The sequence below is a fragment of the Hungatella sp. L36 genome (assembly GCF_014288035.1).
On sequence record NZ_JACOPC010000013.1, the window covers coordinates 14,502 to 39,113 of the forward strand.

Annotated in this window: 22 protein-coding genes; 8 read left to right on the forward strand and 14 right to left on the reverse strand. The window is 51.9% G+C overall.

From position 1 onward, the window contains the following. Nucleotides 1–86: 86 nt before the first annotated feature. From H8S80_RS24505 to H8S80_RS24530, 6 genes are all read right to left on the reverse strand, one after another. Complete coding sequence (locus H8S80_RS24505; protein ID WP_117632385.1) at nt 87–1,580, reverse strand: IMP dehydrogenase; 1,494 nt, start codon at nt 1,578–1,580, stop codon at nt 87–89. Between the two features lie 97 nt (nt 1,581–1,677). Continuing rightward, nucleotides 1,678–2,667 (reverse strand): hypothetical protein, encoded by a 990-nt coding sequence (locus H8S80_RS24510; protein WP_117632386.1) that lies wholly within the window; start codon nt 2,665–2,667, stop codon nt 1,678–1,680. A gap of 213 nt (nt 2,668–2,880) precedes the next feature. Further along, a complete protein-coding gene (locus tag H8S80_RS24515) occupies nt 2,881–4,182 on the reverse strand; it encodes an FAD-dependent oxidoreductase (RefSeq protein ID WP_243007925.1) in 1,302 nt (433 codons plus the stop codon). 83 nt (nt 4,183–4,265) lie between these two features. Next, complete coding sequence (locus H8S80_RS24520) at nt 4,266–4,793, reverse strand: YeeE/YedE thiosulfate transporter family protein (protein WP_034533379.1); 528 nt, start codon at nt 4,791–4,793, stop codon at nt 4,266–4,268. Between the two features lie 39 nt (nt 4,794–4,832). Beyond that, entirely contained in the window at nt 4,833–5,060 is a 228-nt protein-coding gene (locus H8S80_RS24525; protein ID WP_002603120.1) for a sulfurtransferase TusA family protein, read from the reverse strand. Nucleotides 5,061–5,075: 15 nt separating this feature from the next. Further along, entirely contained in the window at nt 5,076–5,786 is a 711-nt protein-coding gene (locus H8S80_RS24530; RefSeq protein ID WP_029466629.1) for a YeeE/YedE thiosulfate transporter family protein, read from the reverse strand. Between the two features lie 226 nt (nt 5,787–6,012). Between H8S80_RS24530 and H8S80_RS24535 the strand changes: the two genes are divergently transcribed. Next, entirely contained in the window at nt 6,013–6,912 is a 900-nt protein-coding gene (locus H8S80_RS24535) for a LysR family transcriptional regulator (protein ID WP_002603118.1), read from the forward strand. On the opposite strand, the gene H8S80_RS24540 is transcribed toward H8S80_RS24535, so the two are convergent. Next, nucleotides 6,909–7,124, reverse strand: a complete 216-nt coding sequence (locus tag H8S80_RS24540; protein ID WP_002603117.1) for a sulfurtransferase TusA family protein — start codon at nt 7,122–7,124, stop codon at nt 6,909–6,911. The genes H8S80_RS24535 and H8S80_RS24540 overlap by 4 nt on opposite strands. Nucleotides 7,125–7,200: 76 nt before the next feature. Here H8S80_RS24540 and H8S80_RS24545 point away from each other — a divergent pair, with 76 nt between their 5' ends. From H8S80_RS24545 to H8S80_RS24565, 5 genes are read left to right on the forward strand one after another with little or no spacing between them, the layout of a single operon-like run. Continuing rightward, complete coding sequence (locus H8S80_RS24545; RefSeq protein ID WP_117632387.1) at nt 7,201–8,325, forward strand: aminotransferase class I/II-fold pyridoxal phosphate-dependent enzyme; 1,125 nt, start codon at nt 7,201–7,203, stop codon at nt 8,323–8,325. Between the two features lie 18 nt (nt 8,326–8,343). Beyond that, a complete protein-coding gene (locus tag H8S80_RS24550; protein ID WP_117632388.1) occupies nt 8,344–10,386 on the forward strand; it encodes a glycosyltransferase in 2,043 nt (680 codons plus the stop codon). 1 nt (nt 10,387) lies between these two features. Beyond that, entirely contained in the window at nt 10,388–11,434 is a 1,047-nt protein-coding gene (locus H8S80_RS24555) for an ABC transporter substrate-binding protein (protein WP_117632389.1), read from the forward strand. A 25-nt stretch (nt 11,435–11,459) separates the two neighbouring features. Further along, complete coding sequence (locus tag H8S80_RS24560) at nt 11,460–12,260, forward strand: ABC transporter permease (RefSeq protein ID WP_002603113.1); 801 nt, start codon at nt 11,460–11,462, stop codon at nt 12,258–12,260. A gap of 14 nt (nt 12,261–12,274) precedes the next feature. Continuing rightward, nucleotides 12,275–12,994 (forward strand): ABC transporter ATP-binding protein, encoded by a 720-nt coding sequence (locus H8S80_RS24565; protein ID WP_117632390.1) that lies wholly within the window; start codon nt 12,275–12,277, stop codon nt 12,992–12,994. 52 nt (nt 12,995–13,046) lie between these two features. On the opposite strand, the gene H8S80_RS24570 is transcribed toward H8S80_RS24565, so the two are convergent. Then, complete coding sequence (locus H8S80_RS24570; protein WP_117632391.1) at nt 13,047–14,705, reverse strand: ArnT family glycosyltransferase; 1,659 nt, start codon at nt 14,703–14,705, stop codon at nt 13,047–13,049. A 241-nt stretch (nt 14,706–14,946) separates the two neighbouring features. Here H8S80_RS24570 and H8S80_RS24575 point away from each other — a divergent pair, with 241 nt between their 5' ends. Together H8S80_RS24575 and H8S80_RS24580 are read left to right on the forward strand one after the other, a co-directional pair. Continuing rightward, nucleotides 14,947–15,861 carry a sulfurtransferase gene (locus H8S80_RS24575; protein ID WP_118033231.1) on the forward strand — a complete coding sequence of 305 codons (915 nt, stop codon included), beginning with the start codon at nt 14,947–14,949 and terminating at the stop codon, nt 15,859–15,861. Between the two features lie 19 nt (nt 15,862–15,880). Further along, entirely contained in the window at nt 15,881–16,870 is a 990-nt protein-coding gene (locus tag H8S80_RS24580) for a rhodanese-like domain-containing protein (protein WP_117632393.1), read from the forward strand. A gap of 112 nt (nt 16,871–16,982) precedes the next feature. Here H8S80_RS24580 and H8S80_RS24585 read toward each other — a convergent pair whose 3' ends face one another. The 6 genes from H8S80_RS24585 to H8S80_RS24610 form a co-directional block, all read right to left on the reverse strand. After that, nucleotides 16,983–17,345, reverse strand: coding sequence for an HIRAN domain-containing protein (locus H8S80_RS24585; RefSeq protein WP_117632505.1), 363 nt, complete (start codon nt 17,343–17,345; stop codon nt 16,983–16,985). 20 nt (nt 17,346–17,365) lie between these two features. After that, a complete protein-coding gene (locus H8S80_RS24590; protein ID WP_055658633.1) occupies nt 17,366–17,989 on the reverse strand; it encodes a hypothetical protein in 624 nt (207 codons plus the stop codon). Nucleotides 17,990–18,103: 114 nt separating this feature from the next. Then, on the reverse strand, nt 18,104–19,099 hold the full coding sequence (locus H8S80_RS24595) for a helix-turn-helix transcriptional regulator (protein ID WP_117632394.1): 996 nt from the start codon (nt 19,097–19,099) through the stop codon (nt 18,104–18,106). 239 nt (nt 19,100–19,338) lie between these two features. Next, complete coding sequence (locus H8S80_RS24600) at nt 19,339–20,901, reverse strand: carboxylesterase/lipase family protein (RefSeq protein ID WP_117632395.1); 1,563 nt, start codon at nt 20,899–20,901, stop codon at nt 19,339–19,341. Continuing rightward, nucleotides 20,901–23,180 carry a glycoside hydrolase family 3 protein gene (locus H8S80_RS24605; protein WP_117632396.1) on the reverse strand — a complete coding sequence of 760 codons (2,280 nt, stop codon included), beginning with the start codon at nt 23,178–23,180 and terminating at the stop codon, nt 20,901–20,903. Before H8S80_RS24605 ends, H8S80_RS24600 begins: the two co-directional genes overlap by 1 nt. Continuing rightward, entirely contained in the window at nt 23,180–24,505 is a 1,326-nt protein-coding gene (locus H8S80_RS24610; protein ID WP_187049070.1) for an MFS transporter, read from the reverse strand. The genes H8S80_RS24605 and H8S80_RS24610 overlap by 1 nt, the downstream gene beginning before the upstream one ends. Between the last annotated feature and the right edge of the window lie 107 nt (nt 24,506–24,612).

Sequence of the window (24,612 nt, forward strand, 5' to 3'; positions counted from 1 at the left end):
ACATTTTTACTATAATCACTATTGCATACAATAAAAAAAGAGGGCAGCAAGCCCTCATTTTTTATTGACTATTTCTAATTGGTTATTTATTTCGAATCTCTCAGCATGACATCATGTGCCCCGCCCTCGACAATACTGGTCGATGAAACCAGCGTAATTTTTGCTCTGCTCTGCAGCTCCGGAATGGTAAGCGCGCCGCAGTTGCACATGGTCGAGCGCACCTTGCTCAGGGTGAGACCCACGTTATCCTTTAAGCTTCCCGCGTACGGTACAAAGGAGTCCACGCCTTCCTCGAAGGAAAGCTTCTTCTCTCCGCCCATATCATACCGCTGCCAGTTTCTCGCTCTCGCGCTTCCTTCGCCCCAGTACTCTTTCATGTAGCTTCCGTTGACATTGACTCTCTTTGTCGGGCTCTCGTCAAATCTGGCGAAGTATCTGCCCAGCATCACGAAGTCCGCGCCCATGGCCAGCGCCAGGGTTACGTGGTAATCGTGGACAATTCCGCCGTCAGAGCAGATCGGAACATAGATACCGGTCTCTTCGTAATAGGCGTCTCTAGCTCTTGCCACCTCGATCAGAGAAGTTGCCTGGCCTCTTCCGATTCCCTTCTGTTCACGTGTGATGCAGATCGCGCCTCCGCCGATACCCACTTTGATGAAATCAGCTCCGGCCTCCGCCAGGAAACGGAATCCTTCCGCATCCACCACATTGCCTGCGCCCACCTTCACACTCTGTCCGTAATTCTTCCGGATATAGTCGATGGTGATCTTCTGCCACTCGGAAAAGCCCTCCGAGCTGTCGATGCAGAGCACATCGGCGCCTGCTTCCAAAAGTGCTGGAACACGTTCCTCATAGTCTCTCGTATTGATACCCGCTCCCACCATGTAGCGCTTGGAACTGTCAATCAGCTCGTTTTCATTTTTCTTATGGCTGTCGTAATCCTTGCGGAACACGAGATAGACCAGCTGTCCTTCTTTATTAACCAGGGGGAGACAATTGATCTTGTGTTCCCAGATAATGTCGTTGGCTTCCTTTAAAGTGGTGTCTTCATCCGCATAGACGAGGTCACCGATCTGTGTCATAAATTCCTTTACCTTCGTGTCAGGGGTCATACGGCTCACACGGTAATCCTTATTGGTTACGATTCCCAGAAGCCTGCCGTTTGGTCCGCCGTCTTCCGTTACGGCGATCGTCGAATGGCCGGTCCGTTCAGTCAGGGAAAGCACGTCCTCCAGCGTCATCTCAGGAGATACATTGGAATCGCTTACTACAAAACCGGCACGGTACCGTTTCACCCGGTTCACCATCGCTGCCTGCTCGGCAATAGTCTGAGATCCATAAATAAAAGACAGACCGCCTTCCTGCGCGAGAGCGATAGCCAATCTGTCGTCCGACACCGACTGCATGATCGCGGAAACCATGGGAATGTTAATATGCAGCGCCGGTTCCTCTCCCCTTATATATCTGACCAGGGGTGTCTTCAAATTTACTTCTGCAGGGATACACTTTGTCGATGAATAGCCCGGAACCAGAAGGTACTCGCTGAATGTTCTGGACGGTTCCTCATAATAGAATGCCATTTTAATTCTCCTTTTCTGACTGCTTTTCTCATATTCTACTACATTTTCCCACAAATTGGTAATCTTTTTTTGTTATATCTGTTTATTTGTCGGATTACTAAAAATCCAATACCGGCGCCAGATTCTCACTCCCCCCGCTCCTGGAAGAGCTGTTCTCCGTAGAAGCAAATGAAACCAGGGGACCTCCGGTCACATACTGGAGCCCGTTTTTCAACGTAATCCGCAGATAAACTTCGTAATTCACGTTGTCTTTTCTTCCTATATAATCGGACACGTCGATCCGGTAGCCCACTATTTTCTCGGTCTCACCTGAAAGCTTCGTAAGGGTAAGGTCTTCCCCTGCCAATTGGTCGTATGCGGCAGGCTGTACTTCTACGGCCTGCGCCTCCGTGACTGCCTGACTATAACCTGATTCCTGGTGTGAGCCGCCATTTCCACCCGGGCTTTCTACCATACCGTTTGCCGCAATCTTTGCTTCTGCCATTGCGATCTCGTCCTCTTCAAAGGGATTTCCATCTGCATTTCCCGTAATCCAGAAATGAAACAGCCCCTCATCGTTTGCCTCGGAATCATAAAAATCACATTCCGCCCGCGCCATCATGGTATTGACGGTATACACAGGCTTCAGAATTTCCTGACGGTATCCGGTCTCTGACTCAATTACAAAGGCCGGTTCCAGCCATTCTGCCGGTTCCAGCATAAACTGTGCCTGGTTCTCTGCGTCAAGCGCCTGCCGGTATACGGTTCCGTCCGCAGTCAGACTGGCAGTCACAGTTTCATTCTTCTCCAGCGCTTTGGGAACCGCCCGCATCGTCACCACCAGCTTTCCGTCCTGCATCCCCATATTTATGGAAGTATCGGAAAACAGGCTGGCCTCCTGCTCCATCTTCTTTGTCACACTCTCATATTTATGATCCGCATCGTTCCGGACTCCGTTGATTTCATTGCGCAGAACGGCTTCCATACTGCTCATCTCACTTCGCAGATTGTTCAGTTCCTGCTTCATGCGGTAATTATTGTACAGGGCTACAGCCAGCATAATGATTACAAGGGCCAGTGCTTTGGATCTGATTTTATCTTCGCTCATGACATCTCCTTTATGGCTTTATCTTTATGGCTTATCTTTATTCTATTATCCTGCGGAAATGATGTCAATTCATTAATCAAAGCATCTGTATTGTCTATCTTACAGAATGGTGGTTACGATCCAGTTCCCTGATGTAAAAAAATGGACAGAGGCAAAAGCAGTTTTTTATCTGCCTTTGCCTCTGCCAGGCTATAACATTCTGATCAGTTACTCTTACCGAATCCCCGCCTCAAGCGCCTCTTCTGTAATCCCTTCTGTCAACACTCCCGCAAGCTTTCCGTCTTTTATAAATGCCACTGCCGGTGCTCCGCTGATGCCCAGACGGCTGGCGATGCCTGTAGACTTATAGATATCCGCCTTCGTCACCTTCACGCTGCCCGCATGCTTTTCTTCAAATGCCTCGATGACAGGAAGCAGCTCACGGCTGGCCGTCTCCACGGCATTCCAGATGTAAACCACACCCGGTACGGTCGGGTCCATTATCTGTTTTTCGAATACTTCGCTCTCAGCCAGGTATTTCTCCGCCGCATAGCCAGCGATCGCGCCGTCTCCAACCGCGGTAGCTACCTGCTTTAAGAATTTATCCCTTACGTCCCCTGCTGCAAAGACGCCCGGCATGTTTGTCTCCATCTTTTCATTGGTGATCACGTAGCCTGCGCGGGTTAAATCGATGATATCCTTGAATATCTCGGTATTTGGCAGGTAACCGATAAATAAGAAACACGTATCCACCGGCACATCGATGATCTCGTTGTTCTTTAAATTCCGCAATGCCACACTGCGGAGATGTTCCTCATCTCCTCTGAATTCTGCCGGAAGCGTGTTCCAGATAAACTCCATCTTCGGATTGGCCAGGGCTTCTTCCCTGGCAATCTCGTTGCAGTCCATCTTCCCTTCCTCGTGCATGACGCTGACAATGACTCTGCTCGCAAACTTTGTGAGGAACATTCCCTCCTCGATGGCCGCGTCTCCGGAACCGATGACCATGACGGTCTTTCCCGTGTTCGCCGCCGCATCACAGGTGGCGCAGAAAGAAATGCCCTTGTCGTATAAGAATTTGTCCTCCCCCGGCGCGCCGGTGAGTCTGGGCTTGCCGCCGCTGGCAATGATGACGGAACGGCACTCATAATCTGTCCGGAAGGTCTCCACTACTTTTTTGTCTCCCTTAAGCTGCACCGCGCGCACATCGGTCAGTTTGAACTTTACGCCGAATTTCTTGGCCTGTTTGTGGAACAGCTCCATCAGGCCCAGACCTGTACTGCCTTCCGGAAATCCCGGGTAATTTTCAATCTCGTTCGTATAGGTAGCCAGTCCGCCTACCAGCGCCTTCTCGATCACCAGGGTTTTCAGCCTCGCACGGCCGCAGTAGATGGCGGCCGTCAGACCTGCTGCGCCGCCGCCGATAATTACCACATCGTATTGCTCTATTTTCTTTTCCAAAATGATTCCTGCCTTTCTGTACTGATTGTCATCTGTTCTATAGGAAATATGTTTTATGATTCTCATCTGATTCATAAACCGTTTCCCGTGACGCAAAAACCGCCGCAATTCTGTCAAAGAGTTGCAGCGGTCAAAGATTCATTTCCGATATTGCGACGCTACATGAAGAACCTGGCCAACAGCTTGCTCCCAATGAAAGCCCCGATAAACAAAAAGAATGCAAATACCCATCCGGATAACGACATGGAGCCGATCGCTGAAAAAAGAGCTCCGATGTTGCAGCCGCCGGCAAGCCTTGCGCCGTATCCCATCAGCAGTCCGCCCAACGTGGCGGCCACTACCTGCTTTAAGGATTTAATCTTTTTGAATTTAAACTGAGAGGCCAGCAGAGCAGCCAGCAGCGCTCCTGCGATGATACCGAAGTTCTGCCAGGATCCTGGATGATTCAGGATTCCGCTGTTTAAGGTGTTCTGTGCGCCTTCTGAAGAAAAGTAATACCACTTATCCACATTACCGCCCACGAGACGGTACAGCCATGCGCCCCAGTTGGCAAAGATGCCGGACACTCCCCAGGGGGAACCGGTAGACGCAAACATGGCGATCTGGAAGACGGCCAGCAGCACCGCTCCTGTGACATATGTAAATGGATTTTTGAAAATCTTTTTATAATATGGATTTTTACTCACTTTATCCCAAAAAGCCTTCAAAGTGTCACCCACGCCTTTCTATTTTGTTTTTTCAATGACGATTTCCCATTCTCCGTCGTCCACTTCCTCGATCTCTACGTTATATCCCTGATTTCTGGCCCATTCCGGAACATTTTTCATCGCGCAGCTGTGGTCAATTGACGCAATCAGTACGTCACCTACCGCCATCTTCTCACACTGCTTCTGAACCTTCATTAACGGTACCGGGCAAGCCTCGCCTAAACAATCAATTGTAAATTCTGCCATGATAATATCTCCTTTCTACTCTTCAATTCCCATTTTTTTCTTTTCATATAAATCAGCCGCTATATAGAGCAGGCCAATCGTTGCTAACTGTAAAATCACTGCTCCCGCCCATCCAAATACATCCGGAAGGAAAATTCTTGGAGCGGTTGCGATAAAGTTCTCTGTCCACCATCCCATATGGCTGGCGCCGATCAGGGATCCGATTACAAAGAACAGCAGACTCAGCATCTGCATTGCAAAGCCTTCACCAACCCGCATCAGCGTGCCGGAAGCACAGCCGCCTGCGATTACCATACCGATACCAAACATGATTCCGCCTACTGCCGTGGCAAGGCTGATGGGCATGATATAACTCTGGCCCGGAATCTCCTGTCCGTTTACAAATGCACCGTATTTAATTGCGGCGAAGCCGATGGTGGTTATGGCGAATGCAATCAGAACCGCACGGGTAATCGACGTTGATCCGGTAATACACGGGTCTCTTAAGGATGCGGTAAAGCAAAAGCGGGACTTCTGCAAAATAAAACCGAAGCAGCACCCAAACGCCCAGAAAAGAGCCAGCGTGCCGTTTTTAAATCCTAAGAGTATTCCGATCACTATGATAGCCAAAAAGACTCCAAATCCAATGGGAAGCTGATTCTTTTTCTTCTTCCGTGGTCTTGACGAGCCTCCTGAGGTCTGGCTTCTGCGGATACTTCCTGTCGTTTCTGTTCCGTTTTCCTGCATTCATTGCACCTCCTTTTTTCTTGTTTTTTGAGGATTTGAACGCGTTACTACACCTCTACAGTATAGCACATTGTCATTTTTTTCACTATCCAAGTTGCTTATACTGTATAATTTTTTGCTATAAACAATCCTTATGGCGATATTGTGTTTTTTTTAACGTTCTTGTATAATGAATGATAGAAATGATACCGGAATAACAGAGGTGAAACAATGAGGGGGGGATCAAATGCTTTTAGAACAGATTTCCATGTTTTCCAGAATTGCAAAAGAACAGAGTATATCCAAGGCAGCCCAGGCGATCCACATCTCTCAGCCGGCCTTAAGCCAGCAGATGCAGCGGCTGGAGGAGGAACTGGGCGTAAAACTTTTCGAACGTTCCAACCGCGGGATCATACTTACCAGAGCAGGAGAGGTCATGCAGAAATACTCGGAACAATTTTTAGAGACCTACTCCAATTTAAAGGAGGAACTCGCCAGCCTTGAATCCTACAACGGGACGTTTCGTATCGCGGCCACTCCCGTGGCCTGCAACTACGCGCTTCCATGCTCCCTGTTCAAGGTGAACCACAAATATCCCAGCTACTCCTTCAGTTTAAATTCCGTCCCCTCCACCGAGGTCATTCACCGCGTGGGGCACGGGCAGGCGGACATGGGATTTATCGTGGGCGCCACAGATAATCCTGAATTCGTCTGCAACCTGGCCTTCAGCGATAAGATCTGTCTGGTGGCGAGCGAAGACTATCGGTGCCCGGACAGCATTACACTGTCTGAGCTTAAAAAATTCACCCTGGTCATGCTGAACGAGCAGTTCAGCTCCTACCGTCTGCTTCATCAGTACCTAAAGCAGGCAGGGCATCCCCTGGACACCCTGCGGGTGATGTACCATCTCGACTCCACAGAATCTGTAAAGAGCACAGTTCTTGCCGGACATGGAGCCGCGTTTCTTCCCTACATAACAGTAAAGAAGGAAGTATACCAGAAGCAGATAAAGATCATCTCCGTTATGGATTTCGATTTGAATTACGATGTGTATTCCATATACAATCCACATCTGGTCAAAAACAATCCTGCTCTGGAAAAAATAATCCTGTATTTTATCTCCATTGTTACGAAAAGTATCTGCTAGACTGTAATATACAGCTCCCAGATTCCGTTCATCGGCTCTACTGTCTCCATTTTCAAGTGCATTTTCCGGCAGTAGCTGCCTATGGATTCCACCACACAGCTGTGGTCTGTGACCAGCTTGATCTGGCCGCCGTGTTCCTTAATCTCCCTGCATTGTTTCAGTTTCATGATGGGAATCGGACACATATCTCCCAGACAATCGATTTCATGCATCACGCAGCGCCTCCATTTCTTTGATGGCTATAGTGTATCATAATTCAGGCGGCCGCGGTAGAGGAAAGGGATTATTATGGATATTTCATTTTACAGCCGCTTTCATGCGCCTCTTGAATCCGCCTATTTAGAAGAAGTCCTGGCCTCCGGCCTGGAGACGGATGGCTTATTCATGAAACGGCTGCTTGACTGCGCGGACAGCCTCTATCCAGGCTGCCGTTTTCTCTTTACCCCGAGCTGCACGCTGGCCCTGGAGACCGCTTTGGCCTGCTTACGCCTGCTTCCGGGTGATGAGGTCCTGCTTCCTTCCTTTAACTTCCCGTCTGCCGCCAATGCCGTGCTGCGCCACGGCGGCAGGCCCGTTTTGTGCGATATCACGCCCGATACCCAGAACATCTCGGTCCGGGACGCGTCCAATCGCTTAACCAGCCGCACAAGGGCCGTGATCGCCATGCATTACGCAGGTGTATCCGCTCCCCTCGGCGGCTTAAAAAAGCTGGCCGATGAGGCGGGTATCGCCCTGATCGAGGACGCCGCCCAATGTGTGGACGCCTATTATGAGGATCAGCCCCTTGGGACCGTCGGCGATATGGGCTGCGTCAGCTTCCATCACACCAAAAATGCCGTCTGCGGAGAAGGCGGCCTGATGATCACCAGAAACCATGGCCATTGGCAGTATGCGCGCCAGTACCGCCTTCACGGAACGAACCGGGCGGGATATTTAGACGGGGAAGCTGCCCGCTATACCTGGAATCTTCCCGGCTCCTGCACCGCCTTAAGCGAACCGCAGGCAGCCCTTTTGTTGGCGCAGCTTCAGTGTCTTTCCCAGATTACCCGCAGCCGTCTCCACGTGACGGAACAGTATTGGAAGCAGCTGGCTCCCTTGGAGGAGAGGGGAATCGCCATGCGTATGCAGATTCCCGCCTATGCCCGGCCAAACGGCCATATTTTCTATCTCCGTTTTCAGGACCCCGCCCTGCTGAATTCTCTCATCCCCGCCCTGGCGGCCCATGGAATCGACTGCAAAACGCACTACGTCCCTCTCCACGCCTCCCCCATGGGGGAAAAGCTGGGATACCACAAAGAAGATTTACCCGAATCGCTGGCCTGTTATCAGACACTTCTCCGCCTTCCGGTCCACACGGCCCTGACGGATGAAGATATCGCAAGGACAACGGAAACGATCCTGCGGTTCGTGTAACGGATAAGGAGTTTTACCATGATTTACGATCTCGGCATCATCATCCCCGTATACCGGCCCCGGGAATCCATCGGGATTTTAACGGACCGTATACGGGAATTATTTTCTGAAAAACTCACTCTGCGCATCTGCATCGTAGATGACAGCGGCAGGCCGGAAACCGCGGCTTTCCTGGCCGGGATATGCCGTTCTCCGGAGACCGCGATTCTGGTTCTGGACCGCAATTACGGACAGCAGGCAGCCACACTCTGCGGCCTGGAGCACCTGGATCCGTGCCGGTATTACGCCACCATTGACGACGACTTAGAACAGCCTCCGGAAATGCTGGCGGCCCTTTACGACACCATCCGGCAGGGATATGACATCGTATACGGAGTCCCCGCCGTCTCCCGCCGTTCTCTTTACCGAAGGGCAGGAAGCTACATGCGCGACGGCCTGTTCTCCTTGTTTCTGGGCGTGCCGGAGGGGGTTCGCGTCAGCAGCCTTCGGATCATGACAGCCGACTTAGTGAAGGAATCCTGCCGCCTGAAACCCAACGGATTCTTTTATCTGTCCGCCTCTGTTTTTAAAGGAAGCACAAGACCGGTGAGGGCCGTATCCATTCCTTACAGGAGAGAATCTAACGGCGAAGAGGATTGGAATCATGCTCTTTTTCAAAAGAAATCTGCAGAGAAAACCATCAGCGGCTACAGTGCACTCTCACTGCTGCGGCTGTACGCAAAGCTGTTTCTAAATTATACGTGCTTCTCTGCTGCAAAGCGGAATTGCAGCCGCGGCGCAAAACCGCTCTACCGCATATCCCGGCGAATCCGCGCCCCACGGCTCATGATCCTCGGCGGCTCCAACTGCCAGGTTCATGCGTTCCAGCGGGCAAAGACGCTGGGGATGGACACGATTCTGGCCGATTACACCAGATCGCCCAGCGGAGCACGGTATGCGGGACTCCATGAACCGGTGAGCACCTTCGATATAGAAGGCTGCATCCGGGCGGCCAGAGAGCACCACGCAGACGCGGTAATGACCATGGGAACGGACCAGCCGGTGTACACGGCCGCTTCTGTCAGCAGCGCCCTAAATCTGCCTTCGCTTCTGTCGGTCGGGGAAGCGCTGTCCGTAACCAACAAAAAGCATATGAAAACAATTCTGAAAGAGGCCGGTATTCCTGCCGCCCGTTTTCGTTTTATCCATCAGGGCATGGAAGCAGGCTCTCTGGACGGACTTCAGTCTCCCTATGTCATAAAGCCTCTGGATTCCCAGGGGCAGCGCGGAATCTACCGCCTCAATACGCCGGAGGAGGTCTTCTCCCATCTGGAGGACACACTCTCCTATTCCCGGGAACAGGAGGCACTGGTGGAAGAATTCTGCGAGAGCACGGAGATTACGGTCAGCGGATGGCTCCATGAGGGCAGACTCCATATCCTGACCGTCACGGACCGCCTTCTCTATCCGGATCCGGTCCATATCGGAGTCTGCGTCGGGCATCGTTTTCCCACGGTTCACATGGACCGGTACGCGGAAATTGAGTCAATCAGCCGCAGAACCGCAGCCGCATTCGGCATCGCCAATGGCCCCTTCTATCTTCAGCTGCTGGTCGGAAAAGACGGAATTCAGGTCAACGAACTGGCCAGCCGGATCGGAGGCGCTTTCGAGGATGTCTTTATCCCGTTCTTAACGGGCTTTGACATATTGGGCGCCGTGATACGGAGCGCTCTCGGAATGCCGGCCGAGCCCCCCTCTATGGACTGCCTGGAAGCGGCCGCGGAGGGACGATGTGTCGCGGTCCAGCTCTTATTCTGCCGGCCAGGCGACATCTTAAGCATCACACCTTTAGAAGAACTTCTGGCTCTGCCCTACGTGCTGGATGCCGGCTACAACTATCTCCCCGGCCAGACCATCCCCGCCATGGAGAATGCCACCGCCCGCTTCGGCCACGCCGTCCTCTGGGGAGATGACGCAAATATTTCCGCCAATATCCACGATTTTTATCATCGTTTGTCCGTCCGTTCCACACAGGGGGAAGAGATGATCACGAATTTTTATGGACTGCATAAAGGAGACTGACATGAACACAGACATGTATACAGACATGTACACAGACATGAACTCTAACATAATCGCTGACATAAGAGCTGATTTAAACACCGGCAAAAGGCACCGCCCCTCATTCATACGATCCGCCCTGCTCATTCTCACCGCAGCGGCAGTCCTCATTCTGCCCGGATGCGGCGGGAAAAAGGCGCCGTCTGTGGGAATCGCCGAGCAGTACGGCATTGCCTATGCCCCGCTTCAGATCATGAAGGAGCAGAAGCTTCTGGAAAAGAGGCTTCCCGGTGTGGAAATCAACTGGAAGCAGTTCGGCGGCCCGACCGGCATCCGCGAAGGAATGATGAACGGAGAGATCGATTTCGGATTTATGGGGGTATCTCCGGTCCTAATCGGCATTGACAACGGCATGAAATGGCGTTATGCCACCGGAATCAGTTCCAATGAGGTCGCCATCGTCACACGGAACGACATTCACTCCTTGACCGAGCTGACGCCCAAAGACCGGATCTCGATCCTGTCCCCAGCCTGTACCCAGCACGTGCTTTTATGCATGCTGGCCGGCCAGCAGCTGGGAGATCCCCATGCCCTGGACAACCAGCTGGTCTCCATGAGCCATCCCGATTCCGTAAACGCCCTTCTCTCCGCGACCGAGATCACGGCACACGTTTCCACACCGCCCTATATCACCCAGGAGTCCGATGGCGGTATGCACGTGATGGCCACGGGGGAGGAGATTGTCGGGCAGCCGTTTACATTTATCACCGGCGTTGCTATGGAGGAGTTTCACGACAATCGCCGGGAGTATTACGACGCAGTCATCGATGCCCTTCAGGAAGCCATCGATTACATCAACAGCAATATGGAGGAAGCCTCCCAGCTTCTCGCACCTCTCTATGGAATTTCTCAGGAGGAACTTTACAGACAGATGGGCCGGGACGGTACGATCTATTCCAGTGAACTGAACGGAGTGGAGATCTTCAACCGCCAGATGGCTGAGATGGGCTTTCTCTCAGAGGAGCTGCCGGCAGACAGTCTGTTTTTTGACAACGTGGTTCACCACTAGAGTGTAAAAAAGAGGAATTTTTACTATGACTGAACGTTTTTTAGACACTATAACAAAAAAGAAATGGGCCGGGCGCCTGTTCTGGATCTCGGTCTTTCTTCTGCTGTGGGAACTATTCTGCCGGATCTCGAACGTTTCCCCGCTTCTGGTTCCCTCCCCGGAACAGGTGTGCGCCACCCTGATTCAGGGCATCACGCAGGGGGACTTAATCTGGCAGTCCGCGTACTCCCTGGGAATCATCGCCTTTTCCCTTATCATTTCTGCCGTCCTGGCTGTTGTCCTGGCCCTGTTTTCCAGACAGAGCCGGCTGATATACAGTCTGGTGGATACCCTGACCGCCCTGGCGCATCCGCTCCCGGGCCTGGCTCTTCTTCCGTTAATTATCATGTGGTTCGGAACCGGCACCGGGGCGGTAACGGCCATTGTGGTTCACTCTGCGCTCTGGCCGGTTCTGGTCAATCTCCTGGCCGGTTTTAACGCGGTTCCCGGCATTTATGAGGATATGGGGCGCAGCCTTTCCATGAGTTCCGCCGCTATCACCGTAGAGATCCGCCTGCGCGCATCCCTGGGCTATCTAATCTCCGGCCTGCGCATCGGATGGGCCAGGGGCTGGAGGGCCTTCATCAGCGCCGAAATGGTCTTTGGAGCAGTAGGCGCCAAAGGCGGCATCGGCTGGTACATTCTGACTCAGCGCACCTTCATGAATACGGCGGGACTGTTCGCCGGAATTATTCTTGTCATTTTCATTGGAATGCTGGTTGAAGACGGCCTGTTCTCGGTCATTGAGAAATGCACGCTCACCAAATGGGGGATGAAATCTGTTTAGAAAGGAATGAAACCATGCTGGAAATTCATAACATCAGCCGCTCCTACACCGGAAGCAGCCAGACTCATACGGTCATCGACCATTTAAACCTGACGGTATGCGATCATGATTTCTTTGTCATCGTCGGTCCCAGCGGCTGCGGAAAAAGCACGCTGTTAAGGCTCATCGGAGGTTTTGACCGCCCGGACAGCGGTTCTCTCCTGCTAGACGGAACGGAAATCACCGCTCCGTCGAAAGACATCATGATGGTATTTCAAAGCTTCGATCAGCTTTTTCCCTGGTACACGGTTCTCGGCAACCTGACCTATGCCATGAAGAAAGCCGGACTCTTCCGCACTTTGGCCGAGAGAAAAGAGTGTGCCCGAAGCTATTTATCCATGGCAGGCCTGTCCGGCTTTGAAAACGCCTATCCCCACCAGCTCTCCGGAGGCATGAAGCAGCGTGCCGCGCTGGCCCGCGCACTGTCCTTAAAGCCCAAAGTCCTCCTTATGGATGAGCCCTTTTCCAGCCTGGACATCGCCACCAAAAAGGCCTTATATCCCGTCGTCACCGCCATGGCCGCCCAAACCGGCTGTACCATCCTTCTGGTAACTCACGATATCCGCGAAGCCCGCACGCTCGGCTCCCATATCGCCGTCATGTCCAGACAGAAAAAAGGCATATCCGCCGTTTTTTCCAAAGAAGCGATGCCGGAGGCAGAAACGCTGGAAAAAATGCTGGAGGAAAATACCTGAATGTATCAAGGAGTGTTTTAAAAGCCTGCGAGGGCTGAGACCGTGGGAGGACTTAAGTGTCCTCCTGTTTTTCCTGTTTCACCCGATACACTCTCACCGTTCCCCATTCCTCCGCACCTCTCAGGGAATTCACCCGCGAGGCATACTCCAGGCTGTGAATCCGCCCGACCTCCCTGCACGCCGTCTCACAAAACGCCTTAAGCTCCCTCACAAACGCTGCATTTCCATAAATCGCATGGAAGTAAGGCCTGTGCTCATAGAGATAGTCCAGCTCATCAGAATAGCAGATATACTCGATCTGATTTTCCCTGATATACGTTTCTACCCCGCCTTCCACGTAAGGAAGATTTCTGTAATCCTTCAGCATCCCTCTGTCAAAATAAAACTCCATATTCAGGTTTCCGATTGTGGGGGCATCCGCAGGCACCAGTTCCGCCAGCTGATCGAGATACGAAGCGTAATTCTCCGCCTCCCCGGGCCGCTGGTTCTGTATCTGCCAGATACTCCCCACGGCAAGACCGGCCGCAAGTATCAGAATTCCGATCGTACGGCCGGCCTTCTCGAAGAGCTGCAGGACCTGGCCTGCGAGGAGCCAGCCAAACAGGAAGAAAAACAGGACAGCCGTCTGATTATACCGACCAATCACCACCATGCCCGCCGCTAGCCCTGCGGCCCCCTCGAGAATCACCCTGGTATTTTGAATCCACCGATCCTCTTCGCTGTCAGGAACGCGCTCCCCTCCCAACGCTTCACGCTCAGATATGGCCTCCCCTCTCATGACCAGACACGCGGCGGCCGATAATCCTGCCGCCAGAGCCATGGCAATCATCTCCAGACGCACATCGGGAAGATAATAGGTTCCGTTATCCCGCCCGTATACGCCGCTAAAAAATGAAAACAGCTCCCCGACTCTCGCCCATCCGGAGGACGACAGCTCAAACTCCTCTTTCCCATACAAAAAGTAGTCCGGCAGAAAATGAGGATTGAACTGAAAACTGATACCAACATAGACGGCAGTCACCGCGAGCACCGCCGCTGTATAGGCGGCCAGACTGCCCAATGTCTTCACTGCCCCCTTTTTATCCTTTCCCGCCGCCTGCCTCACGATTTCAAACACCATAATGGCGCCGCAGACCGCCGCGCACAAAAAGCTGTTTGGATGAATCCCGACAAAAAGTCCTGTGACCACTCCCAGGATCAGCGCGGTCCCTGTCCCCGGCCGCCCTTTTTTTCCAAGCAGAATCCACAGACACACCAGCAGCTCCAGCGCAATAAAAATCTCCTGCCGCGCAAAATGGGAGGCATAAATAAACTGAATATCCAGGCTCAGCAGAACAGTAAGCCCCAGAGCAAACCACCTGCTTCCCATACGGCGCACGCAGAGATAAAACAGAACGAGGCAGATAATCCCCGCCAGAAGAGAAAGCATTCTCACACTTCCAACAGAAAAACCACCCAGCCCGACCGCTCCCATCTGCATGAGATGAAACAGGCTTTTCATCGCGTGAGGCACCCGGGGCTTCGCATCAAAAAAGCTTTCTGTCACTCCTAAATTTCCAGCCGCCAGCATATCGCGGCTCAAACCGGCCAGCCAGCTCTCATCCGAATGAACAAATGGAAATACGAGAAGATTCCGGTATGATACAAATATGTAGACTGCCAGGTACGCGGCTGCGGCACAAAACACCGCCCATTTCTTCCATCGGTCCATTCCCTGCCTCCTTATGATTTCTTCGTATTTTTTCGTTATTATTTTATCACGATTTTCGTTAAAGTTTTAGCATTATCCGATTAACAGATATAATATAACGGATTCTTATACCAGAAATCAACCCTGTTACAGTATAATAAAACTTGGAATTACATGGAAATAAGGTTGAGGCCCTTATTTTCACGCAAAACAACAGCGTTTACTACACACTACCATTACTCGCTTTATAAAGGAGGGTTTTATGGGCTTATTTGCCAAAAAAATAACAATCTTTTCGTTTTTGGCGATTCTGGCAGCGGCTCTTACAGGCTGCAGCTCCCATACTTTTGTCGAAGGGGAGTCCCTGATCGTCTCCACGAAGGACCTGCCCGGCTACGCCGAACAGTCCAACGTGGTCGTTGTGGATACCCGTACCCCGGAGGAATATGCCGCGGGACACGTAGCAGGTGCAGTCAATATTCCCACCGCCGACATTGTTATCAATGTTCCGGTAAAGAATATGCTGACCAGCCAGAAAAAGATTGAAAAGGTAATGGGCAGCAACGGAATCTCCAATGACACATTAGTCCTGGCGTACGATGCCAATAAAATGGGCGCCTCCCGCCTTCTCTGGAGTCTGTTCATGTTTGGCCACCAGAAAGTTAAGGTTGTGGATGGAGGCTTTGACGCCATCCAGACAGCCGGGATCCAGCTGAGCACTGATATCGAAGCTCCGGCCGAGGCTGTTTTTACTGCGAAGGAGCCGTCAGCCAACTGGCTCGCAACGATGGACGAGGTTCGCGCACAGGCTGAGAACCCGGATCCGCACACCATTTTGTTAGACGTTCGTTCTTTTGAGGAATACGCAGAGGTCGGCAAGGTTCCGACATCCCTGATCATTCCCTATGAGACCAATTTCTTCTCGGATGGAACATTTAAGACAACGCAGATTACCAGAATTAACTACCTGGAAGAAAAAATTTATCCGGAGGATGAAATCATTCTCTACTGCCAGACGTCCATGCGGGCGGCTCCGGTCTTTGTTCAGCTGTACGAGGCTGGATACCGGAACATCCGGATCTATGACGGCGCCTATTTAGAATGGTCTTCCAACTCTGATAATCCGGTTGAGATGCCGGCCGGTCAATATGCTCCGTTAAAGAAAAACGCATCCTAACACCAAAAGGAGAATTATTATGAAGAAATTTGTACCTGTATTACTTGGGCTCACCCTGGCAGCCAGTCTGACCGCCTGTGCAACCAAGACCGTAAAGGAAGCACCTTCTGCTGCCCCTCAGACGACGGCCGCAGCTATGGAAGAAACCACAGAAGCGCCCGCGGAGACCTCCGGTGCAGAAACAGAAGCAGCCGCAAAAACAGAGGATACCGTCACTGCTGCCGCTACTGACTATTTTAAAAACTTCCCGGAAGATAAGCATATGGCGTCTGTAGCCGATCTCTTTGCAAAAATCGACGCCGGTGAAGACATGGTTATCATCGATATCAGAAAGCCTGATGACTACGCTGCGGGACATTTAAAAGGAGCGTGGAACATCCCTTACGGTGCTGCTGTAGCGGAATCACTGGATAAAATCCCGGATGACACGCCAGTATATGTAAACTGCTATACCGGTCAGACCTCCTCTCAGACGGTAGCCCTCTTAAACGCAGCCGGAAAATTTGCTACGAACATTCAGAGCGGCTGGAACAACGGCATTTCCCAGGAAGAAGGCTACGAAGCCTATATCGACACCGAGGAAGCCGTCATTCCTGATGACACCTATGAAGTAGATCCGGCCATCGCCGCCGCTATCGCCGATTACTACAAAGAGGCGACCAGCAACACCATCGCTTCCTTTAATTTCAAGGCGGAAGCCTTAAAAGAACTGGTTGACGCGGAAAGCGAAGATTATACGATTCTCTCCATCCGCCGTGAGGACGACTATAAGCAGGGCCACATCGCAGGCGCCATGAACATTCCGTTCGGCAAGGGAATGCAGGAACATTTTTCCGAAATTCCGACTGATAAACCAGTCGTCGTATACTGCTACAGCGGACAGACCTCTTCCCAGACCATGGCTATTCTCCGACTGCTCGGCTATGAGGCCTATTCCTTAAGCGGAGGCATGGGAAAAGAAGGCGGAGCCGGCTGGCTCGGAGCCGGTTATCCGGTTGTGACCGAATAATGAATGATTGATCCTTCCATATCTGCTGTCATATGATGGGGCGTGAATCCATGAACATGGATTCACGCCCCATTACAGCGTCTGACTGCATACAGCCTTTTCTAATCACCATTTACAGTTCAGACCCCATCTGATCTTCCGCCTTCCCGACCGTCTCGCCCTCTTTTTCTTCTCCTATCCCTTTCACCACTCTGCATATCACTTTCGATGATGTAATAAACATCACCTCTGCCTGAAACTTCTTCTGCACTCTGTCGTAGATTCTTCCCGCGCTCATGGTTCCGGTCGCCGTCGTATAGGCAGAATTGGCAACATAGCCTATCGTCCCAATCTCTTTCATGACTGCCCTGATCGCTTCGCCGTCATATGGATTGGACGGTTCCTTTACACATTTAAACCGTTTTCCCACTGAAAATGGTCTCATACCATAATAGTGGCTGGTTCCTGTAATCGTGATGTAATACTCCTGCTTCATCTGCATCATTCCCCTCTTTCTCAACAAAACGACAGTTCCAGATACCCCTTGTTCTGGCTCTCCAAAACCGTAAAAAGGCTTTCCACCCGGTTGATTGACTGGTATGTATTCTTCTTTTTCGCCTTTCTTGCATACTCCTTTTGCTTTCTGTTATCGGTCGGCAGCGCTCTGATTCCATTCCGTTCATTTTGGCGAAAACGGTCGTGTGCATAAATATATTTTAAGAATTCCATAATGCTAATACTCGTTCCTGCGTCTGTCTGCCTGTGATACTGCTCGGCTTCCGGATGTCTGAAATCCAGCGGCCTGTCCGTCTGATTCCTGTGATACAGCACAAAATTCTGCCACTGTTTCGAATACACAAGCTTCCAGCAGCTGATCTCCGTTTTCACAAACAGCATCCCATCCTTCCGTTTCAGTTCCATGCCCCGTGTCTCTGTATAATGACTCAGGCTTTTTTCACTGCTGTGATAATGGCTGTTCATGCTGTTGCAGTACTTACAGGCTTGATATCCATGCTTTTCCGCCTCTGCTTTTGAAATATCCATTGCATTTTCCGATAGCATTCTTTTTACATACATACAGCATGGATTATGATAGATTTTCCGTTCATTCCGGCAGCTGATGATCTTTCTGTTATACATCTCTTTCCTTCTCCTTTCCGGCAATAAAAAATGAGAATCAAAATAATACGTATCCCGTTCTTATTTTGACTCTCATTCTATCGCTTCCGGTGTCCTGAAATACGGACTCTGAAATCAATCATTCTGTATACAATAATTTCCCAGAATTTCTTTTAAGTAATCCAGATATTCCTGGCGGACCTGTACCGGACCGTCAAGTTGCATCTTGCTTCCCACACCGGTTACCCAACCGAAAAACTGCCTGCTCACGGACACCGTCACATTTACATGAAAATGGTCCCTGTCCGAAGGAATCATCATAATATCACTGCCGAAGCGGTCCAGAATCACACCCGCCAGCTCATTGCAGCAGGTAAGCGTCACACTCTCATCGCGTCCTCCATACATACCAAACGTCTTTTTGGCAAATGCGGCCAGATCAAAATTTTTAAAGTGCTCTTCCCCAAGCCGCTCCTGATCCAGCAGATTTATATGCAGCATTTTGTCCACACGGTAATGCTTGATAAGCTCTGCTTTTTCATCATAAGCAATCAGATAGTAATTCTCATCATCCCAGGTCAGCGCCCACGGGCTGACTATGTAGTATGCACCGTCATGCTTAAGACGCAGTTTTTTCTTTTCTGTCCATTCTGCATACTGAAACGTAATTTTCCTGTTCACCGAGATAGCCCTGTGCAGGTCATCCACGCTGTAATAAATCGTCTCATTGCCCGTCTTTGGCCGGTTAAGAATAAAGACCTGACGGTTTAGCTGACTCGCCTCAGATTTACTGGCAAGCTTCGCCAGCTTTCGGATGAGCTCCTTCGACTTCTGACCGGTAATGAATTTTGAAGACTGAACCGCGTCCACCAGAAGCTTCAGCTCCGCCAGCTCAAACTCCCTTCCCGCCAGATAGTATCCGGCATTCGCCCCCTTCTGCTGAACGATATCCATTCCAAATGTCTGAAGCGCCTCGATATCACTGTAAATACTCTTACGCTCCGCTGAAATGCCGTACACCGCCAGCGCGGCCGCCAGATCATTCGCAGACATTATGTGGTTCTCATCAGTCTGTTCTGTTATGATTTTCATCAGATACAAAATCTTCATTTTCTGTTCCGCACCGGCCATCTTCTTACGCCCTCCCCCAATTCAAACGGTTTCATTTATCTTTTATTATAGCATCTATTCTTTCTCTGTTCTATGCCTTTAGTAAGGTTATGTCATTTCCCTGCTCCCCCTGCTGCTCTCAAGGACCTTGCGTACACAAAAGAGGCGAAAGCAACCCCTGCTTTCGCCTCTTTCCACACCTTCTTCATACCTCTCCCAACCGGCTCTCTTCACCTCCGAATAAGCAGATTCATACTGCGTCAGTGCTGAATCTCATCCCCCATTTTCGCCATCATGGCCGCCAGGTCAAACTTCGGCGACGCTTCCGCATGCAGCTTTAACAGGCGGTCGTCGTGGTTATGGCGGACCTCGCAGACACGGTCGAAGATCATGGTCGCCTCGTCGTCCTCCCGCGAAGCAGGCCACTGGGGCAGCCCCTCATACTCCGGCTTCCCGGTTCTGGCGAAAGCCATAACCGCGCCGAAGATCTGCTCTTGCAGACGGTCTGACACCTCCGGAATGTTGGCAGCCGGAACCAGCTCCGTGTTGTGGAAAACAAAAGGAATATCGGAACAGTGCCACGCCGTCTTCTGATTCTGGTATGGGAACTCCAGCGCAAATAAATAGGAATACACACTTCCGCCCGCGGCGGCCAGCGCCCGCACAAATTCCCTGGTCGGCCCGCGGAATATTGTATCCAGTGTGAGTAAGTCCGCCGGGTTCTTTCCCGGATACGCTTCGGCAAAGACGGCCTTCAGCTCCTTCCCACGGCCCTGGAAACGGTTGTCGAGAACGGCATCTAATTCTGCCTCTGGTATCTGCTCCTTGTTAAATGGCAGCGGCGCCATCGCAAACTCTCCGAAGACCGTACCGACCATCACCGGTATGGTCTTTGCATGTTCCGTAAATCCAACCGCCGGACCCTCTCCTTTGTAGAAATCGTCCGGTTTGGGCGTGCATCCGATGTAACCGCCAGCTCCGGCGACTGCAGGACTCACCCGGTTATACGCAGCTGCCAGGTCGTGGTAGGGAATCGTCTCCAGCCGCCCGGCCTCATCTTCCGTAAGTCCCAGTTCTTCCAGCATCGCCCGGATTAACGGCCTGGAATCGCCAGTAGAATAGGGAAGAATATCGCCCGCCACGCCGCTCATGATCATTCCCTTATGGAACAGCCCGTCGGCCTCCGGGGTCTGCATCAGGCCGCTCACCTTCATGCCGCCGCCCGACTGTCCGAAGATGGTCACGTTGCCCGGATCTCCGCCAAATGCCTCGATGTTGTCCCTGACCCACAACAGGGCGGCCACCAGATCGGCCTGGCCCGCATTGGCGGAGCCAGCGTACTTTTCACCGTAAGGAGACATGTCGAAGTATCCAAGGATGTTCAGCCTGTGGTTTACGGTAACGACTACCACATCCCCGTATTTGCTCATATTTTCTCCGTTGTACGCCTTCTGCTCGATGGAGCTTCCCATGGAAAACGCTCCGCCGTGAATCCAGAACAGTACCGGCTTCTTCGCGCTCCGGTCCAGAGACTGGCTCCAGATGTTTAAGCTCAGACAGTCCTCGTCCTGAGGCCAGTAGCGGTGGGGAACTAAAAGCTCGCCCTGCGGATTGTCCCTTGTCAGCATCGGGCAGACAAAGCCATAGGAGGCCGCCTCCCGGACTCCCTCCCAGGGTTCTGCTTCCTCCGGGAGCTGAAACCGTTTTGCCCTTGCGTAACGGATTCCTTTGAAGATATACGTCCCTTTCCACTGATATCCTCTGAGCTTCCCGGCCTTCGTCTCCACCACCGGGAGGCTGTCATACTGAAATTGTCCTGCCATTATTTTGTCCTCCTTCTGTTCTGTCTCCCATATTTTTCAGTTCTCTCGTCTTCAATCACGCCGTCGAAATTCATGCCAAAGCCGAATTCATAGACATGGCCCTCGCTGTCCACGTAGCACTCCATGTCGAACGCCTCATCCTCTGCCTGCCGTTCCACGGTATCCATATCGGCCGGCATCTGAAGCGGAAGAAGGCCGCAGGGGATAAATCTGCCTGTGATAACGTCCAGCACCGCCTGGGGGGATACCCCGTAATCCACCAGGATCGCGTCAGCGCAGGGCTCCAACTCCGCCATCACCATGGGATTTTTCAAGTTTACCGATACGATCACCGGGCGGTCTCCCATGCGTTTTTTCGTATCAAGGACAAGATCCAGATCTTCTTCATTTGCCGCAGTATTCCATTTTCCGCGATAGCTCCTGTCGTCAAAATCCTCCAGCGGATCGCCTCCTGCCAGGCTGTGAAGCCTCGCCTGCTTCGCCTCATAGGGCCTGTACTGAAGCGTTACCGGAACGTATCCGCTGCCGCCCTGCTTTCGGTCCTCCGGATCGTAGCCCACGGAAACTGGCGACTCGATGAAGCAGATGGCAGCGTCAGCCTCTTCCGGCGTATCCACGACCACAAAGTAATCGGCGGCCGCGCCCTTGCCGGCAGGCTCCACATGCATATCCGGCGTCATGGAGCTCATGAAATCCAAGTATGGGCGGATATGGCGCCGCGGAATATATACCCTTATGTGCTCTTTGAGAGGAAGCACCCCGGCCCGGTTCTTCAAGAGCGTCACAGATTTCAGCTGGGAAAGGTATCCCTTTTCCGTAAATTCCCTGCAGCCCACCACCTGGCAGGAGTGCTCCAAATCCAGGTATGGATTTTCAAACAAACCCGTCTGGAATATGTTTCGGAGCAGCCTGGAGGCGGACCGTTCAAAGCGGCTGCGCATGGCTTCTTCCCCGTATTTTTCACACCCCATCCGGTAAGCCTCCAGCACCGGCCCGGCATCGTTGTTTCCGCCGAACTGATCCACACCGGCCTCCAGAGCCTTTAAATGGCGTTCCGCCTCAGTGAGTGTCTCCACACCCCAGCATTTTCCGGCAAACTCCTCTTCCGTCTTTCCCATATCGTGGGTGATGCCCCAGTCCGTACACACGACGCCGTCGTAGCCAAACCGTTCGCGGAGCAGATCGTTTACGATATATTTGCTGAAGGAATTCCCTACATTTTCACCGCAGGTCTGGTCTGCGCCGTAAGAAATCGTGTAGTAAGGCATCACGGCGCTGGCCGTCTTCGTACCGCCGTTCAGCGAGAAGGCTCCCTCCGTAAAGGGCCTTAGATGCTCTTCAAAGTTCCCGCCGGGATAGACCGCGAACTTTCCGTATGCGTAGTGGCCGTCGCGTCCTGCCTCACAGGGTCCCCCTCCCGGGAAATGCTTTACCATGGTATTGACGCTGTCCGCACCCCATCCATCCTCGCTGCCCTTTGTAGTCTGAAATCCGTCGCAGTACGCCCGCGTCATTTCCACGGTCAGCTCCGTATGTTCGCCAAATGTATCCGCAAACCGCATCCATCTCGGTTCCGTAGCCAGATCGATCTGCGGGGACAATGCCGTCGTGATCCCCAGCGCCCGGTATTCCGCCGCGCCGATCTCCCCGAATTCTCTTACCGCCTCCGGCTCAAATGCAGCGGTCAGGCCGATTCCATTCGCCCATTTGGATATGGGTTCTCCGGTCACACCCATGTATTCCGCCGCAGCACCCGCCCCGTGCCTCGGGTCCGAGCTGTTGTTGGCGGGGATTCCAAAGCCGGTGTTTTCCGCCAGAGCCTGAAGCCGGTTGTTCCATTTGACCGCAGTCTCCGTGTCCTGCAGCTTCATGATCAGCACGTGGCGCACCCTGTCTTTTACGATGAACTCCTTCTGCTGGTCCGTTAGATCCCACGGGTCCGCTCCGCTCTCATCGAAGGCTTTTCCGCCGTACGTGCCCCCGAAAGCGGCCGCAAGCGGCCCCCTGGCCGGAATCAGCTGATGCGCGCTGTAGAGCATCAGGCCGGCAATATCTTCGATCGAAAGCCTGGAAGCCAAGTCCGCCGCCCGCTCTGCTGCGGGCAGTCTCCAGTCCTCATAGGCCGCCAGCTCGCCTGTTCCGAGAAAATCCTTGAAGGCGAAGCCATCCTCTGTTATAATCGTCACCTTACTTCCGGAAGAGATTCCGAGATCCTTCCCCCCCTCATTGTGAATGAGACGGTAACCCTCCTTCTCTGCTTCGTTCCATTTTTTCTCCATTAATGTCTCCTTTCATGTACTTCAGCCAGAATTTTTTCATATTTCTTATCCAGGTCATAGAACAGACTGAGTATGACCACTACGATGAAAAAAATGACCGGAATCCAGATATAATTCATTTGAATCGCGCGAAGCGCGCCTTCTGTCTGCACCGAATTTTCCACATAGCCGCCGAATTTTAAGATCTGGGCGCCTACCACGCCCGACATTGCCATGCTCAGCTTTACGCCGAAGCCCATGAGGGCGGTCATGATTCCCTGCGGACGCCTTCCCGTCTGCCACTCGGAGTAATCCACAGTCTCCGCTCCCATGACAAATGTCACTCCCATTCCCAGCCCCAGGCCAATTCCGCATAAGACCGTACCCGCCAGAATCCCGGCCAGATTCGTTTTGGAGATCAGCACCACAAGGTTTCCTGCGATGGTAGCCAGACCGCCGGACAGAATGCAGTTGCGTTTTCCGATCTTCTTTGCCAGAGTCGGGATCACAAATGCCATTAGGAAAGAGAGCAGCGTGGGAATCGTCATCAGAAGGGAGGCAATTCCCTCGTTGTTTAAGTAGTATTTTGCATAATACATGGTGGACTGATTTTTCAGAATCATGCCTGCAAAGGTGAAGAAGGTGATTCCGCAGAGCAGAAGCCAGTATTTGTTTTTGGCGGCAACCTTTATGGCGCCTGCCACGGAATCCTTTTCTGTCTCCGGTATGATCCGCTCTCTCGTATTTTTAAAACAGATCATTAGAAGTATGATGCCTACAGCCGCGTACAGAACAACCGTACCGAAGAAGCCTTTTTTCTGATCCCCATGGCCGATCATGCCGACCAGCGTCAGGGTCGCTCCCATGACGATGAATCCGCCCAGACTGGCTCCGAGAGACTTAAACATATTAAAAGAGAGCCGGTCGGAGACGTCATCCGTCATGCAGGACAGCATGGTGCTGTATGGAATATTGAGGGCTGTATACACGATACAGAACAGAATATAGGTGATCAGCGCGTAGATAAATTTGCCCGTTCCGCCGAAATTCGGCACCAGGAACATGGAAACGCTGATGATTCCAAAGGGAACCGCCATCCACAGCACGTAAGGCCTTGCCTTTCCCCATTTGGTGTGAGTCTTGTCGATGACTACCCCCATCATCGGATCCGTGACCGCGTCCACCACTCTGGCGACCAGCATAATCAGGCTGATGGCTCCCAGTCCGATCCCCGCCACATCGGTATAGAAAAACATCAGATACGCCGTAATCAGCTGAAACATTAAATTGCAGGCCAAATCTCCCAACCCATAGCTGAATCGTTCTTTTAACGAAATTTTCTCCATTTTTAAATAACCTCTCTTTTTTTGTTAAGGACGCGTCTTATGTTCTAATTGTATCGGATTCAGCTTGTGAAATCTTTACATTATTTATTGAAAACAGATACGTTTCT

Bases quoted from the DNA above. Each gene is read 5' to 3' on its own strand.
- H8S80_RS24575 (WP_118033231.1), top strand. From the start codon at position 14,947: ATGGGCTTATTTGCCAAAAAAATAACAATCTTTTCGTTTTTGGCGATT.
- H8S80_RS24610 (WP_187049070.1), bottom strand. From the start codon at position 24,505: ATGGAGAAAATTTCGTTAAAAGAACGATTCAGCTATGGGTTGGGAGAT.
- H8S80_RS24555 (WP_117632389.1), top strand. From the start codon at position 10,388: ATGAACACAGACATGTATACAGACATGTACACAGACATGAACTCTAAC.
- H8S80_RS24510 (WP_117632386.1), bottom strand. From the start codon at position 2,667: ATGAGCGAAGATAAAATCAGATCCAAAGCACTGGCCCTTGTAATCATT.
- H8S80_RS24595 (WP_117632394.1), bottom strand. From the start codon at position 19,099: ATGGCCGGTGCGGAACAGAAAATGAAGATTTTGTATCTGATGAAAATC.
- H8S80_RS24560 (WP_002603113.1), top strand. From the start codon at position 11,460: ATGACTGAACGTTTTTTAGACACTATAACAAAAAAGAAATGGGCCGGG.
- H8S80_RS24585 (WP_117632505.1), bottom strand. From the start codon at position 17,345: ATGAAGCAGGAGTATTACATCACGATTACAGGAACCAGCCACTATTAT.
- H8S80_RS24530 (WP_029466629.1), bottom strand. From the start codon at position 5,786: ATGCAGGAAAACGGAACAGAAACGACAGGAAGTATCCGCAGAAGCCAG.
- H8S80_RS24550 (WP_117632388.1), top strand. From the start codon at position 8,344: ATGATTTACGATCTCGGCATCATCATCCCCGTATACCGGCCCCGGGAA.
- H8S80_RS24525 (WP_002603120.1), bottom strand. From the start codon at position 5,060: ATGGCAGAATTTACAATTGATTGTTTAGGCGAGGCTTGCCCGGTACCG.
- H8S80_RS24570 (WP_117632391.1), bottom strand. From the start codon at position 14,705: ATGGACCGATGGAAGAAATGGGCGGTGTTTTGTGCCGCAGCCGCGTAC.
- H8S80_RS24540 (WP_002603117.1), bottom strand. From the start codon at position 7,124: ATGCATGAAATCGATTGTCTGGGAGATATGTGTCCGATTCCCATCATG.
- H8S80_RS24565 (WP_117632390.1), top strand. From the start codon at position 12,275: ATGCTGGAAATTCATAACATCAGCCGCTCCTACACCGGAAGCAGCCAG.
- H8S80_RS24515 (WP_243007925.1), bottom strand. From the start codon at position 4,182: ATGAATCAGATGAGAATCATAAAACATATTTCCTATAGAACAGATGAC.
- H8S80_RS24505 (WP_117632385.1), bottom strand. From the start codon at position 1,580: ATGGCATTCTATTATGAGGAACCGTCCAGAACATTCAGCGAGTACCTT.
- H8S80_RS24600 (WP_117632395.1), bottom strand. From the start codon at position 20,901: ATGGCAGGACAATTTCAGTATGACAGCCTCCCGGTGGTGGAGACGAAG.
- H8S80_RS24605 (WP_117632396.1), bottom strand. From the start codon at position 23,180: ATGGAGAAAAAATGGAACGAAGCAGAGAAGGAGGGTTACCGTCTCATT.
- H8S80_RS24545 (WP_117632387.1), top strand. From the start codon at position 7,201: ATGGATATTTCATTTTACAGCCGCTTTCATGCGCCTCTTGAATCCGCC.
- H8S80_RS24590 (WP_055658633.1), bottom strand. From the start codon at position 17,989: ATGTATAACAGAAAGATCATCAGCTGCCGGAATGAACGGAAAATCTAT.
- H8S80_RS24580 (WP_117632393.1), top strand. From the start codon at position 15,881: ATGAAGAAATTTGTACCTGTATTACTTGGGCTCACCCTGGCAGCCAGT.
- H8S80_RS24535 (WP_002603118.1), top strand. From the start codon at position 6,013: ATGCTTTTAGAACAGATTTCCATGTTTTCCAGAATTGCAAAAGAACAG.